Source organism: Pseudomonas sp. LPB0260, from assembly GCF_013388395.1.
The window spans coordinates 2,141,994-2,156,113 of sequence record NZ_CP058247.1 but is presented as its reverse complement, the minus strand read 5'-3'; the positions used below and the strand labels follow the sequence as shown (position 1 = coordinate 2,156,113).

Sequence of the window (14,120 nt, the reverse complement as noted above, 5' to 3'; positions counted from 1 at the left end):
GTGGTTGGTGCGCGCGGCGCACCCTACATGGCACGCCGTAGGGAGCACTATGCGCACCACTGGACTCAATCGCCCAGCGCGGCCAGCTGGTCGGCCTGGTACTCGGCCAGCAGCGGCTCGATCACCGCATCGACGCCGCCGGCGATGACCTCGGACAGCGAATACAGGGTCAGGTTGATGCGGTGATCGGTGACCCGGCCCTGGGGAAAATTGTAGGTGCGGATGCGCTCGGAACGGTCGCCGGAGCCGACCAGCAGCTTGCGCGTGTCGGAGATCTCCTTGTGCGCGGCGGCCTCCTGCTGGTCCTTGAGCTTGGCGGCGAGCCAGGCCATGGCCTTGGCGCGGTTCTTGTGCTGCGAGCGCTCCTCCTGGCATTCGACCACGATGCCGGTGGGAATGTGGGTGATGCGGATCGCCGAGTCGGTGGTGTTGACGTGCTGGCCACCGGCGCCGGAGGAGCGGTAGGTGTCGACCCGCAGGTCCGCCGGGTTGATCTCGATCGCCGCCTGCTCATCCGGCTCCGGCAGCACCGCCACGGTACAGGCGGAGGTGTGGATACGGCCCTGGGACTCGGTTTCCGGCACGCGCTGCACGCGGTGGGCGCCGGACTCGAACTTCAGCTTGGCGTAGACGTTGTCGCCCTCGACCCGGGCGATCACCTCCTTGTAGCCGCCGTGCTCGCCCTCGTTGGCCGACAGCACCTCGACCCGCCAGCCCTGCTTCTCGGCATAGCGCGAGTACATGCGGAACAGGTCGCCGGAGAAGATCGCCGCCTCGTCGCCGCCGGTACCGGCCCGCACCTCGAGGTAGACGTTGCGCCCGTCGTTGGGGTCCTTGGGCAGCAGCATGCGCTGCAGACGGTCTTCCAGCTCGAGCAGCTGGGCCTTGGCGCTGGCCACTTCTTCCTCGGCCATCTCGCGCAGGTCCGGGTCGCTGTCCTTGAGCAGCGCCTGGGCGCCCTCGAGGTCGCCCTGCACCTTGCAGAACTCGCGAAACGCCAGGATCACCGGTTCGATCTCGGCGTACTCCTTGGAATAGGCGCGGAACTGGCTCTGCTTGCTTATGACTTCGGCATCACCGAGCAGCGCGGTCAATTCTTCGAAACGATCCTGCAGCAAGTCGAGTTTGTTGATCAGTGAAGCTTTCATCACAGGCCTTTGTCGGACGGCACGCCCTCATCGAGGGCAAAGAGTTCCTGAGCCACGGCCAGCGCATCGATGCGGCCGTCGGCGGAGAGTTTCTTCAGCTGCACGCTGGGCGCGTGCAGCAGCTTGTTGGTCAGCCCGCGGGCCAGCTGGGCCAGCACCTCTTCGGCCGAGGCGCCCCGGCCGAGCAGGCGCACGGCCTTGGCCAGTTCCTCGTCGCGCAGGCGCTCGGCCTGCTGGCGATAGGCCCTGAGCACATCCACCGCGGCCAGCTCGCGCAGGCGCAGCATGAAGTCCTCGGCCCCGGCACTGACCAGCTCCTCGGCGGCCTGGGCGGCGCCCTGGCGGCTCTTGAGGTTTTCCGCGATGACCTCGTGCAGGTCGTCGACGGTATAGAGATAGACGTCGTCGAGCTTGCCGACCTGGGGCTCGATGTCCCGCGGCACGGCGATGTCGACCATGAAGATCGGCTTGTGCTTGCGCCGCTTCAGCGCGCTTTCCACCGCACCCTTGCCGAGGATCGGCAGCTGGCTGGCGGTGGAGCTGATGACGATGTCGCTGTGCACCAGTTCCTGGGGAATGTCCGAGAGCAGCACGGCGTGGGCGCCGAACTGCTCGGCCAGGCTGCTGGCCCGCTCCAGGGTGCGGTTGGCCACGACGATGCGCTTGACGCCCTGCTCGTATAGATGACGGGCAACCAGGGTGATGGTCTCGCCGGCGCCGATCAGCAGCGCCTGGCTGTCGTGCAGGTCGCTGAAGATCTGCTTGGCCAGGCTGACGGCGGCGAAGGCCACCGACACCGGGTTCTCGCCGATCGCGGTATCGGTACGCACCTGCTTGGCGGTGCTGAAGGTGGCCTGGAACAGCCTGCCGAGCAGCGGCCCCAGGGTACCGGCCTCGCGGGCCACGGCGTAGGCCGACTTCATCTGGCCGAGGATCTGCGGCTCGCCGAGCACCATGGAGTCCAGCCCGGAGGCCACCCGCATCATGTGGCGCACCGCCGCGTCGTCCTGGTGCACATAGGCACAGGCGCGCAGGTCATCGAGGCTGAGCTGGTGAAACTCGGCCAGCCAGGCCAGCACCGCGTCGGCCGCCAGGCTGTCCTGCTCGAGGTACAGCTCGCTGCGGTTGCAGGTCGAGAGGATCGCCGCCTCGCGGCTCGCCGTGCGCAGGCACAGCTGCTGCAAGGCTTCAACCAACTGCTCGGGGGTGAAGGCCACGCGTTCGCGGACGTCCACCGAGGCGGTTTTGTGGTTGATGCCGAGGGCGATGAAGGCCATGCAAGGTCGCTGACAGAAGAGGGAAGCGCGCAATTGTCCTACTTCGCCGGTACGAGAACAACCACCGCCGACCACTGTCCTAGCCAAGCGTGTGCGCCACTGCAGCGCCGTGAGGCCTGCCCCATGGGCTTGCCCTACGGCTTGTGTCATGATGCCCCGACCGCAGGTTAGTCGTCTTTGCCCCTATGAATAGATCCTTCGCGTTACTGACCGCCCTGGCCTTGCTGGGCGGCTGCCAAGTGCTCAGCCCTGCCGTTCCGGACGGCACGCCGCCCGTGGAGGAGGCCTCCCCGGCAACGCAAGCGCCGACGCCCAAGGAATATGCCTCGTTCAGCCAGGAAACCCTGTTCGCCCTGCTCACCGCCGAGCTGGCCGGGCAGCGCAACCGCTTCGATATCGCCCTGGGCAACTACGTGCAGCAGGCCAACGCCACCCAGGACGCCGGGGTCGCCGAGCGCGGCTTCCGCATCGCCGAATACCTCGGTGCCGAGCAGGCGGCCCTGGATACCGCGCTGATCTGGGCGAAGAACGCTCCCGACAACCTCGACGCCCAGCGCGCCGCCGCCGTGCAACTAGCCCGCGCCGGGCGCTACGACGAGTCCATGCACTATATGGAAAGCGTCCTGCAACGCCAGGGCGATACCCATTTCGACTTCCTCGCCCTGTCCGCCGCAGAAACCGACCCGGACACCCGCGCCGGCCTGCTGCAAAGCTTCGACCAGCTGCTGGAAAAGCACCCGGACAACGGCCAACTGCTGTTCGGCAAGGCCCTGCTGCTGCAGCAGGACGAGCGCCCCCAGGAGGCCCTAGAGCTGCTCGAGGAGCAGGCCGCCAAGCTCGACAACGTGGCGCCACTGCTGCTGCGCGCGCGCCTGCTGCAGGGCCTCGAGCGTGGCGATGAAGCGCTGCCACTGCTGGAGCGGGGCCTCAAGCGCCACCCGGAGGATAAGCGCCTGCGCCTGACCTACGCGCGCATGCTGGTCACCCAGGACCGCCTGGAGGACGCCAAGGGCGAGTTCGCCAAGCTCCTGCAGCAATTCCCCACGGATGATGACCTGCGCTTCTCCCTGGCACTGGTCTGCCTGGAAGCGGAAGCCTGGAAAGAGGCCATCGTCTACCTGCAGGAACTGGTCGAGCGTGGCAGCCATGTCGACGCCGCCCACTTCAATCTGGCCCGTGCCTATGAGGCGCTGAAGAAGCCGAAGAACGCGCTGATGGAGTACGCCCTGGTCGGCCCCGGCAACGACTACCTGCCGGCCCAGGCGCGCCAGACCGAACTGCTGCTGGCCGAGCAGCGCGGCGAAGAGGCCTCGACACGCCTGCGCAAGGCGCGCGAAGCGCAGCCCGACTACGCCATCCAGCTGTACCTGATCGAATCGGAAGCCTTATCCAAGCAGCAGCAGCACGAAACCGCCTGGACCCTGATCGCGCAGGCGCTCGAGCAGTTCCCGGACGACCTCAACCTGCTCTACACCCGCGCCATGCTGGCGGAGAAGCGCGACGACCTGGGCCAGCTGGAACGGGACCTGCGCTTCATCATCGAGCGCGAGCCGGACAATGCCATGGCGCTCAATGCCCTCGGCTACACCCTGGCCGACCGCACCACGCGCTACGCCGAGGCGAAGGAACTGATCGAGCTGGCCTACCAGATCAGCCCGGACGACCCGGCGATTCTCGACAGCCTGGGCTGGGTCAACTATCGCCTGGGCAACCTGGACGAGGCCGAGCGCCTGCTGCGCCAGGCCCTGCGCAGCTTCCCCGACCATGAGGTCGCCGCCCACCTCGGTGAAGTGCTCTGGGCCCAGGGCAAGCAGCGCGAGGCCAGGAAAGTCTGGGCCGGCGCCCTCAAGGATCAACCCGACAGCACCGTGTTGCGTAGCACCCTGCTGCGCCTGACCGGCTCCGAGACCCTGTGATGCTCGCCCGTACCCTCATCCTCCTCAGCCTGTCCATCCTGCTCGCCGGTTGCGCCGGCCTGACCTCCCGCGAAGCGCTCGAAGGCGCCGGCGATCCGGCCCGCTGGAAGCTGCACAAGCAGCAGGTCAGCACCCTCGACGCCTGGCAGATCAGCGGCAAGGTCGGCATCCGTGCCCCGCGCGACTCCGGCAGCGGCACGCTGTTCTGGCTGCAGCGCCAGGACTACTACGACATTCGCCTGTCCGGCCCCCTGGGCCGCGGCGCCGCCCGCCTGACCGGGCGGCCGGGGGCGATCCTCCTGGAAGTGGCCAACCAGGGCCGCTATCAGGCCGCCTCGCCGGAAGCCCTGCTGCAACAGCAGCTGGGCCTGAACCTGCCGGTCTCGCATCTACTCTGGTGGATCCGCGGCCTGCCCTCGCCCGACAGCAGGAGTCGCGTCACCCTGGACGGCGACAGCCGCCTGGCGCAACTGAAGCAGGACGGCTGGCAGGTCGACTACCTGCGCTACACCGAGCAGAACGGCTACTGGCTGCCCGAGCGCATCAAGCTCGACGGCCACGACCTGCAGGTCACCCTGGTGATCAAGGACTGGCAACCGCGCCAGCTCGGCCAATGATCCAGCCGGCCATTCCCGCCGCCGCCCAGCTGACCCTGCCGGCGCCGGCCAAACTCAACCTGATGCTGCACGTCCTCGGTCGCCGCGCCGACGGCTACCACGAGCTGCAGACCCTGTTCCAGTTCCTCGACCATGGCGACCAGCTGGGCTTCGCCCTGCGCGACGACGGACAGATCCGCCTGCACACCGAGATATCCGGCGTGGCGCACGACAGCAACCTGATCGTGCGTGCCGCCCGGCAGTTGCAGCGGCAGTCGGGCTGTCCACTGGGCGCCGACATCTGGCTGGACAAGCAGCTGCCCATGGGCGGCGGCATCGGTGGCGGCAGCTCGGATGCCGCCACCACCCTACTCGGCCTCAACCAGCTCTGGCAGCTGGACTGGGACGAGGACCGCCTGGCCGCGCTGGGCCTCGGCCTCGGCGCCGACGTGCCGGTGTTCGTGCGCGGCCGCGCCGCCTTCGCCGAGGGCGTCGGCGAGAGACTCACCCCGGTCGAGCTCGCCGAACCCTGGTTTCTCGTGGCCATCCCGCAAGTGCTTGTCAGCACAGCGGAAGTTTTCTCCGACCCCGAGTTGACACGCGATACGCCGCCCATTAAAGTTCGCAGCCTTCTTGAGGGGGGTGGTCGTAACGACTGCCAGCCGGTTGTCCAGAAGCGTTACCCAGCTGTTCGTAACGCTTTGATCTTGTTGAACAAATTTGTTCCAACTAGATTAACCGGCACTGGAGCTTGTGTGTTTGGGAGCTTCCCAAACCGGGACGATGCTGATAAAGTCGCCCGCCAACTTCCAGCCGCTTTGCCGAGCTTTGTCGCTCAAGGTCGCAACATCTCGATGTTGCATCGAAAGCTCGCAGCTCTGGCCAAGAAGTGAATGCGTAAGAGTGAGTTGTACTAGGGGCGTCGCCAAGCGGTAAGGCACCAGGTTTTGATCCTGGCATGCGTTGGTTCGAATCCAGCCGCCCCTGCCATCAACGCCACAGGCGTTGTGAGTACGACTGACAGCATTGGGTTACACACGATACAGGGGCGTCGCCAAGCGGTAAGGCACCAGGTTTTGATCCTGGCATGCGTTGGTTCGAATCCAGCCGCCCCTGCCATTTCTATACTCATCCAGGTATACCCTCAGCCGGCAGGTACTGCGCGTGTCCAAGATGATGGTCTTTACGGGGAACGCTAACCCCGATCTGGCGCGACGTATTGTTCGTCAGCTGCACATCCCCCTCGGCGATGCCTCTGTCGGTAAGTTCTCCGACGGCGAAATCAGCATTGAAATCAACGAAAACGTCCGCGGTAAAGACGTCTTCCTGATCCAGCCGACGTGCGCGCCAACCAACGACAACCTGATGGAACTGGTGGTAATGGCCGACGCCTTCCGCCGCTCCTCGGCCACTCGAATCACCGCTGTCATCCCCTACTTCGGCTATGCCCGCCAGGATCGCCGTCCGCGCTCCGCCCGCGTGGCTATCAGCGCCAAGGTAGTGGCCGACATGCTCACCGTTGTAGGCATCGACCGTGTTCTCACCGTCGACCTGCACGCGGACCAGATCCAGGGCTTCTTCGATATCCCGGTCGACAACATCTACGGCTCGCCCGTACTGGTCGACGATATCGAAGATCAGCGCTTCGACAACCTGATGATCGTTTCCCCGGATATCGGCGGCGTGGTGCGTGCGCGCGCCGTGGCCAAGTCCCTGGGCGTGGACCTGGCGATCATCGACAAGCGTCGCGAGAAGGCCAACCACTCCGAGGTGATGCACATCATCGGCGACGTGGAAGGCCGCACCTGCATCCTGGTCGACGACATGGTGGACACCGCCGGCACCCTGTGCCACGCGGCCAAGGCCCTGAAGGAACATGGCGCCGCCAAAGTCTTCGCCTATGCCACGCACGCCGTGCTGTCGGGTCGCGCCATCGAGAACATCGAGAATTCCGTGCTGGACGAGCTGGTGGTGACCAACACCATCCCGCTGTCCGCCGCCGCGCAATCCTGCTCGCGTATTCGCCAGCTGGATATCGCACCGGTAGTCGCTGAGGCGGTCCGCCGCATCAGCAATGAAGAATCGATCAGCGCGATGTTCCGTTAACCCGGAATCACCGCTGAACGAAATGCGCCCCGCCTCGAGCGGGGCTTTTTGCCCAACCGTCCGGTCGCTGGTCGCAAGCGTGAAGGACGGTTTGGTTATTTTGGAGAAATGAAATGACTGAATTTGCCCTGAATGCCGAAGTGCGTTCCGACCTGGGGAAAGGTGCGAGCCGCCGCCTGCGTCGTAACGCCAGCCTGGTTCCTGCCGTAATCTACGGTGGCGAGAAAGCCCCGCAATCGATCAGCCTGCTGGCCAAGGACTTCGCCAAGCTGCTGGAGAACGAAGCGGCCTTCAGCCACGTTCTGACCTTGAACGTCGCCGGCAGCAACGAAAGCGTCCTGATCAAGGCGCTGCAGCGTCACCCGGCCAAGGGCTTCGTCCTGCATGCCGACTTCCAGCGCGTGATCGCTGGCCAGAAGCTGACTGCTCACGTTCCGCTGCACTTCCTCAACGAAGAAACCGCAGTCGGCGTCAAGCAGAGCGGCGGCGAAATCTCCCACACCCTGGTGGAAGTGGAAGTTTCCTGCCTGCCGAAGGACCTGCCGGAGTTCATCGAAGTTGACCTGGCCAAGGTCGAGCTGGGCCAAGTCGTTCACCTGTCCGACCTGACCCTGCCGAAGGGCGTCGAGCTGGTGGCACTGGCTCACGGCAACGACCTGGCCGTGGCCAACATCCACGCTTCCCGCGTGGTGAAGGAAGAAGACGAAGCTGAAAGCAAAGTCGAAGACGAAGAAGGTGAAGGCGCTGCCGAGTAACCCTCGCACCGCCGAAAACAGCCCGGCCACCTCGGTGGCCGGGCTATTTTCACTAAAGGGCTCCTGACATGACCGCCGTACAACTGATCGTTGGCCTGGGTAATCCCGGCCCCGAATACGACCAGACCCGGCACAATGCGGGGGCCCTTTTCGTTGAGCGCCTGGCGGCCAGCCAGGGCGCCAACCTGAGCGTCGATCGCAAGTATTTCGGCCTGGTGGGCAAGTTCAGCCACCAGGGCCGCGACGTTCGCCTGTTGATCCCCACCACCTACATGAACCGCAGCGGCCAGGCCGTGGCGGCGCTGGCGAAATTCTTCCGCACCCCCCCGGAAGCGATCCTGGTGGCTCACGACGAACTCGACATGCCCCCCGGCATCGCCAAACTCAAACAGGGTGGCGGGCACGGCGGACATAACGGGCTGCGCGACATCATCGCCCAGCTCGGTAATCAGAATAATTTCTATCGCCTGCGGCTCGGCATCGGCCACCCCGGGCACAGCAGCATGGTTTCCGGCTACGTGCTCGGCCGCGCGCCGCGCAGCGAGCAGGAACTGCTCGATACCAGCATCGATTTCGCCCTCGGCGTGCTACCGCAAATGCTCGCCGGCGACTGGTCCAAGGCCATGCAGCAACTGCACAGCCAGAAAGCCTGACCTTCTCCCCACCGAATTCACCTCCGCGAGGAACACACCATGGGATTCAACTGCGGCATCGTCGGCCTGCCCAACGTCGGCAAGTCTACCCTGTTCAATGCCCTGACCAAGGCCGGGATCAGCGCGGAGAACTTCCCCTTCTGCACCATCGAGCCGAACAGCGGCATCGTGCCCATGCCCGATGCGCGCCTGGACGCCCTGGCGGCCATCGTCAAGCCGGAGCGGGTGATCCCCACCACCATGGAATTCGTCGACATCGCCGGCCTGGTCGCCGGCGCCTCCAAGGGTGAGGGCCTGGGCAACAAGTTCCTCGCCAACATCCGTGAGACCGACGCCATCGCCCACGTGGTGCGCTGCTTCCAGGACGACAACGTGATCCACGTGGCCAATACCGTCGACCCCAAGCGCGACATCGAAATCATCGAGCTGGAACTGATCTTCGCCGACCTCGACAGCTGCGAGAAGCAGCTGCAGAAAGTCCAGCGCAACGCCAAGGGCGGCGACAAGGAAGCCGTGGCGCAGAAGGCCCTGCTGGAGAAGCTGATCCCGCACTTCAGCGAAGGCAAGCCGGCGCGCACCCTGCTGAAGACCCTGGGCGACGAGGAGAAGCAACTGGTCCGGGGCTTCCACCTGCTCACCAGCAAGCCGGTGATGTACATCGCCAACGTCGCCGAAGACGGCTTCGAGAACAACCCGCTGCTCGACGTGGTCAACGCCATCGCCGCCGAGGAAGGCGCCATCGTCGTCCCGGTGTGCAACAAGATCGAAGCGGAAATCGCCGAGTTGGAAGACGGCGAGGAGAAGGACATGTTCCTCGAGTCCCTGGGCCTGGAAGAGCCCGGCCTGAACCGGGTGATCCGCGCCGGCTACGAACTGCTCAACCTGCAGACCTACTTCACCGCCGGGGTCAAGGAAGTGCGCGCCTGGACCGTTCGCGTCGGCGCCACCGCGCCGCAGGCCGCTGCAGTGATCCACACCGACTTCGAGAAAGGCTTCATCCGCGCCGAGGTCATCGCCTACAACGACTTCATCCAGTACAAGGGCGAAGCGGGGGCCAAGGAAGCCGGCAAGTGGCGCCTGGAAGGCAAGGAGTACATCGTCAAGGATGGCGACGTCATGCATTTCCGCTTCAACGTCTAAGCGCTTGATCGCGCGCAGAAATTTTCGCGAAACAGGGTTGACAGCAGCCCGCCTTCCGCGAATAATGCGCGCCACTCGGCTACGTAGCTCAGCTGGTTAGAGCATAGCATTCATAATGCTGGGGTCCGGGGTTCAAGTCCCTGCGTAGCCACCAAACAAAACAAGGGTTTAGCGAAAGCTAAGCCCTTTTTTGTTTGTCCGGCAGACTACAAACAGACTACATTCCGACCACCGCCGCTCCTATCAGGCGCTTGAGTAAACGGAATGACGATCGAGCTTGATCAAATCCTCTCCCGGTCCGCCGAATTTCATCGTGCCTACAGCAGACTACTTCTCGGGACTAAGCCCTACCCAACAGAGCGAGTGGAAGCAAGCTTCTGTATGTGCTCACTATCGCAGGAGCATGCAGAAGGTTTAAGAGCCCTGATAGCCCGAGGCCATGCGAATAGTGCAACTAGCCTGCTCAGGCTTCAGTACGAGACCCTGACTAGAGCTCTGTGGCTACTTTACTGCGCAAGCGACAAGGTAATCGAGCAGCTCTGCCAGCCACTCAGCGCCGAAAGTGAGCACGCCGCGAAGAAGCTACCCGGGCTGAATGAGATGCTTGGAAGGCTGCAGGCGATTGAGTCAGCACACCACGCCTACCTCAAACTCATTGAGTTCAAGAGCGTATCGCTCAATGCACTGAACTCCTTTGTGCATGGGGGCATTCATCCACTCAAGAGGCACACCGAAGGCTTTCCCGTAGAGCTAGCCATCGAGGTGGTCAAGAATTCAAATGGGTTGAGCCACATGACCGCAGTTATGATGGCGATGCACACAGGCGACATTACAGTGATTACGCCCGTACGAGAGATCTACTCGCAATACATCGACTGCCTGCCGCCAATCGTAGTCACCGCAGCTCATTGACCTTAGTCCTCCCGGAAGGCTCCGCTTTGCGCAAGAGGCGAAAGCCTCAACGCTGACTCCAGATGATCCGGCGACAAGTGCGCATAGCGCATGGTCATGGTGATCGAGGAGTGGCCGAGGATTCGTTGCAGGCTGAGGATATCCCCTCCCGCCATCATGTAATGACTGGCGAAGGTATGACGAAGGATGTGGGTTAGCTGCCCCGGCGTCTGGAAGCCACAGCGCTCATAGGCACTACGGAATGCGGCACGGCAGGACATGAAGAGCCGACCGTTCCCAGGCATGGCCACGTTGAACACGGCGTCCTCGACTTCCTTGGGTATCGGCACCGAGCGAGACTGCCGATTCTTCGTCCGATGGAAATGGGCCTTACCCCCGAAGATCGCACCCCGCGTCAGACTCTCCGCTTCATCCCAACGCGCACCAGTTGCCAAGCAGATTAGGGCAACCGGATAGGTGTGGTTGTTCGTCGACTTCCTGCACTCCTCAAGGAGCTGGCCTATCTGCTCCAGGGTCAGGAAGGACAGCTCGGTCTGATCGGTCTTGATCTGACGAACATTGGCCAAAGGGTTGATACCCGACCATGCGCCCAGGCGGATCAGCTCGGAGAACACGGCAGACAGGTAGCGCTGTTCATGATTGACCGTGCTGGGAGTGGCATCTTTCAGGCGTGACTGGCGATAGCGAGCCCAGGCCAGGGCATCGAAGTCAGATACGTGAGGGTCACCCAGGCGCTCCACCACAGCGAGAGTGCGCGAGAGGCGAGCCTTTTCGTCTTTTAACGAGCAGCCATGCAAGTCATACCAAACAGTGACGAGATCCGAGAGGCGATCATCGAGCGGCCTGCCAGTCAGTTTCATTGACGCGAAGAAGTCGGACTCGTAGCGCAGAGCCGCCGACTTGGTTAGGAATCCATACTTCCTGATACGGCGCCCGGTACGACCATTCTCATAAAAATCAGCAGTCCAGGTCTTGCCCTCCTTGCGTGCCGTCATACCGCCCTGCCCCACCTGACATTGCGCTCCTCGAGCAGCGCCTTGATGTGCTTGTACAGGTCGTGCTCGCTCATGTCCTTGGCGGCATAGTGGTCGCGGATCACCGGCCAGCAGTCCCACTGCTGGAGGGTTTCAAAGGCCTTTTTTGCGCCCACCCGCTCCCTTGCCAGTAGGCTGACGAAGTTTCCCAGGAACAGCTCGACGTTCTTCCCGGAGAAGCCCCGGCTGGTCTTGTAGTAACGCTTGTATTCGGTCTGATCGAGCAACGAGTCCACCGGCAGATCGACCCGCACGTCATCGCGGATCAGGGTCCATATCGGCTCGAAATAGCCGGGACGGGCTAGCAACTTGAACTGCCCCAGGCCATAGCGCCATAGGCCGTCCAGATGGCCCGAAAACGCCGCATAGGAGCGCGTGTCGATGGCTTCCCCCGTATGGACGTCGATAGAGCCGCTGGCGAATTGCTGGATGATTGAGTGGTGATAGCGCAGCTCTACGCGCCAGACGTCTTGCGCCGGATCGTAGTTCTCCGGGTCGCCTTCATCGAAGCTGTCACGGCGCTTCCAGACGCTTTCCCAGTAGTCGAGCTTGTCGGTGGCGCGGGCCTGTTCGGTCTTGTTGTAGATGGCCAGTTGAACGCCACCGGCGGAACCGAACATGGAGGTTTCGCCGCGACCGTAGACGCTGGATTTGGTGGACCAATGGACTTCATTGATGCCGGATATGTCGCGGTGCGTGCGCGCCTTGCAGTGCATCCGGGCGACCAGATCGGCAGGCGGCGTCCAGCCCTGCAGGTCCAACGCCAGATGGACCGCGCACTGGTTCATTTCCAGATGGGTCAGCACGGCGTCGGCGTAGTAGTCCAGGCGCTCTTGCAGACGCTCGGGCGAGAAGGCGTCGATGGCGTGAGGCGAGACTTCGATTTTCAGATGGGGGCCGATGCTATCGAGCTTGGAGTTGAAATTCTTCACCAACAGGATGATGCCCAGGTCGGCGTTCTGCAGCTTGTACTGGTAACCCGAATCACGGCCGACGCGACCGGAGTGCCAGCGCTGGCCGGCAAAATCGACCATGGCGCCCGGCGTCTCAAACAGCGCCATGATCTCCGGGCGGATCATGCCCCGGTACAGCTGACGCACCGTATCGACGCCACAGCGCAGCAGGCGAACGCCGGACAGGTCGACGAAGCCCATATGGCCCGGATCGACGAAAAGACGACTTTTCGAATTCTCCAAGCCGGTTTCTATATCGATGCGGGAGAAGTCCTTTGCTCTGGCCATTTCACACCCTTCAATCTGGTTTAGTCTGGTCGTTCACTTCTGTTTATCTGACGTGTTACAGGAACGTCAGCGCGCGCTTTTGGCGCGGCGCTCGTCCCTCGCGCCTGCGCCCAAAAGCGCCGAGCGAAGGCGCTGAGCAGTCACCATAGGAACTCGCCTTTCTCATAGGGAATACGCGTCACGGTGATTCCTGATGGCTTACCCTCAGCCGCAGCAGCGGGATTGCGCACTGGGGCTGATGGCCTCGGTTCGGCCTGGGCAAGCATTGGGTTTTCCGCTGGCTGGCGATCAGGAACGGTCGGATCGAAATAACCATCCCGGGCCACACCGATGCAGAAGTCGAACGAGGTCTGGTATTTGGTCGACTGCTGCGTGTAGCACTGGCAGGACACGCCATCCTTCACCGTCTGCGGCGGCCTTCTGGCCACCAGTTCGGGGTCACTACTGGACAGACAATAGAGCCTGGGGTGGGAGACTGGAGCGGTGAGGTGGTCATAGACTGGAGCCGAGGACGGTAGGTCGGGCACCCGAGGCAGGCGACTGGCCAAATAGCCAGCGACCGTTTGCTCCGGACTGGCCTGCTCAGGTGCGCCGACCGGCGTGATGAACGCGCCCACCGTGGACTTGACCTGTTCGACCACGCCCCCGGCTTCCGAGCTGGTAGCGGTGGCCGCCTGGGTTCCGCTGTCGGTCTTGGCATCTGCGTAGCGGTCGTAGGCGCGATAGACCAGCACGCCAGCGGCAAGGATGACTAGCGCGGCCATGATGAACTTGGTCGGTAGCTTGGTCTGGAAGTGGTGCTTGGCGTTGCTGCTCGTGTAGGCGGTGAAGTAGCGCTTATCCAGGCGCAGGGATTTCTTGTCGGCATCCTTGAAGCTGGTTTTCACTTCGACCTTTTCCACCACCGCTTCGGACTCGAAGCGCAGCAGTTGCTGGGATTTGAATACCCGCCAGTAGTGGACATGGCCGTTGCACAGGCGGCGCAGGTGCACATCGAGGTAGCGCGGGTCCTGGGTGACCAGATGCACTTCATGGCCCTGGTGACGCATGGTTTCGAAGCGGGTGATGTGTTCTGGAGGGCGCTGACGAGGGTCACGACTGCCAAACCATCCCTGGGCCTCATCCACCACGACAATGGCGTCATTGGGTAGCTCGTACCACTTCTCGGGATCTTCGAAGGGATACCAGGGCGCTTGCAGCTGCTCAGGCTTGAGGCCGTTGATGTTGTGGAAGTAAACCACCCGGCCTTCGCTATGGGCCTTCTGGTCGACTTCGCGGATGGTGTTGAGGGTCTTGCCGTGACCCGGTTTACCGGTGCGAATGTAGAGCATGGCTCGCTCCC

General features: G+C 63.2%; 13 protein-coding genes and 3 tRNA genes. 11 read left to right on the top strand and 5 right to left on the bottom strand.

Translation table 11 applies throughout. From position 1 onward, the window contains the following. Positions 1-65: 65 nt before the first annotated feature. Together prfA and hemA are read right to left on the bottom strand one after the other, a co-directional pair. Positions 66-1,148 carry a peptide chain release factor 1 gene (gene prfA / locus LPB260_RS09515; RefSeq protein WP_208708463.1) on the bottom strand — a complete coding sequence of 361 codons (1,083 nt, stop codon included), beginning with the start codon at positions 1,146-1,148 and terminating at the stop codon, positions 66-68. Beyond that, complete coding sequence (gene hemA / locus LPB260_RS09510) at positions 1,148-2,425, bottom strand: glutamyl-tRNA reductase (protein WP_208708461.1); 1,278 nt, start codon at positions 2,423-2,425, stop codon at positions 1,148-1,150. The genes prfA and hemA overlap by 1 nt, the downstream gene beginning before the upstream one ends. A gap of 185 nt (positions 2,426-2,610) precedes the next feature. On the opposite strand from hemA, the gene LPB260_RS09505 reads away from it, so the two are divergent. From LPB260_RS09505 to LPB260_RS09455, 11 genes are all read left to right on the top strand, one after another. After that, the gene (locus LPB260_RS09505) at positions 2,611-4,341 is read left to right on the top strand and encodes a tetratricopeptide repeat protein (protein WP_208708459.1); all 1,731 of its coding nucleotides are present in this window, start codon (positions 2,611-2,613) and stop codon (positions 4,339-4,341) included. Beyond that, positions 4,341-4,958 (top strand): lipoprotein insertase outer membrane protein LolB, encoded by a 618-nt coding sequence (lolB, locus tag LPB260_RS09500; protein ID WP_208708457.1) that lies wholly within the window; start codon positions 4,341-4,343, stop codon positions 4,956-4,958. The genes LPB260_RS09505 and lolB overlap by 1 nt, the downstream gene beginning before the upstream one ends. Beyond that, a complete protein-coding gene (gene ispE / locus LPB260_RS09495) occupies positions 4,955-5,830 on the top strand; it encodes a 4-(cytidine 5'-diphospho)-2-C-methyl-D-erythritol kinase (protein WP_208708455.1) in 876 nt (291 codons plus the stop codon). The genes lolB and ispE overlap by 4 nt, the downstream gene beginning before the upstream one ends. Before the next feature lie 22 nt (positions 5,831-5,852). Beyond that, a tRNA-Gln gene (locus LPB260_RS09490) sits at positions 5,853-5,927 on the top strand. Positions 5,928-5,981: 54 nt separating this feature from the next. After that, positions 5,982-6,056, top strand: a tRNA-Gln gene (locus tag LPB260_RS09485). 45 nt (positions 6,057-6,101) lie between these two features. Beyond that, positions 6,102-7,043: a ribose-phosphate pyrophosphokinase gene (locus LPB260_RS09480; protein WP_208708453.1), complete on the top strand. Its 942-nt coding sequence runs from the start codon at positions 6,102-6,104 to the stop codon at positions 7,041-7,043. A gap of 113 nt (positions 7,044-7,156) precedes the next feature. After that, complete coding sequence (locus LPB260_RS09475; RefSeq protein ID WP_208708451.1) at positions 7,157-7,798, top strand: 50S ribosomal protein L25/general stress protein Ctc; 642 nt, start codon at positions 7,157-7,159, stop codon at positions 7,796-7,798. A 68-nt stretch (positions 7,799-7,866) separates the two neighbouring features. Then, positions 7,867-8,451 carry an aminoacyl-tRNA hydrolase gene (gene pth / locus LPB260_RS09470; protein WP_208708449.1) on the top strand — a complete coding sequence of 195 codons (585 nt, stop codon included), beginning with the start codon at positions 7,867-7,869 and terminating at the stop codon, positions 8,449-8,451. Positions 8,452-8,490: 39 nt separating this feature from the next. Continuing rightward, positions 8,491-9,591 carry a redox-regulated ATPase YchF gene (gene ychF / locus LPB260_RS09465; RefSeq protein WP_208708447.1) on the top strand — a complete coding sequence of 367 codons (1,101 nt, stop codon included), beginning with the start codon at positions 8,491-8,493 and terminating at the stop codon, positions 9,589-9,591. 77 nt (positions 9,592-9,668) lie between these two features. Next, positions 9,669-9,745: transfer RNA gene (locus LPB260_RS09460), tRNA-Met, on the top strand. 110 nt (positions 9,746-9,855) lie between these two features. Next, positions 9,856-10,503, top strand: a complete 648-nt coding sequence (locus LPB260_RS09455; RefSeq protein WP_208708445.1) for a hypothetical protein — start codon at positions 9,856-9,858, stop codon at positions 10,501-10,503. 2 nt (positions 10,504-10,505) lie between these two features. Here the strand turns inward: LPB260_RS09455 and LPB260_RS09450 are convergent, their stop codons facing one another. From LPB260_RS09450 to LPB260_RS09440, 3 genes are all read right to left on the bottom strand, one after another. Beyond that, a complete protein-coding gene (locus tag LPB260_RS09450) occupies positions 10,506-11,498 on the bottom strand; it encodes a tyrosine-type recombinase/integrase (RefSeq protein WP_208708443.1) in 993 nt (330 codons plus the stop codon). After that, positions 11,495-12,778: a hypothetical protein gene (locus tag LPB260_RS09445; protein WP_208708441.1), complete on the bottom strand. Its 1,284-nt coding sequence runs from the start codon at positions 12,776-12,778 to the stop codon at positions 11,495-11,497. The genes LPB260_RS09450 and LPB260_RS09445 overlap by 4 nt, the downstream gene beginning before the upstream one ends. 140 nt (positions 12,779-12,918) lie before the next feature. Next, positions 12,919-14,109: a zonular occludens toxin domain-containing protein gene (locus LPB260_RS09440; protein WP_208708439.1), complete on the bottom strand. Its 1,191-nt coding sequence runs from the start codon at positions 14,107-14,109 to the stop codon at positions 12,919-12,921. Positions 14,110-14,120: the final 11 nt, after the last annotated feature.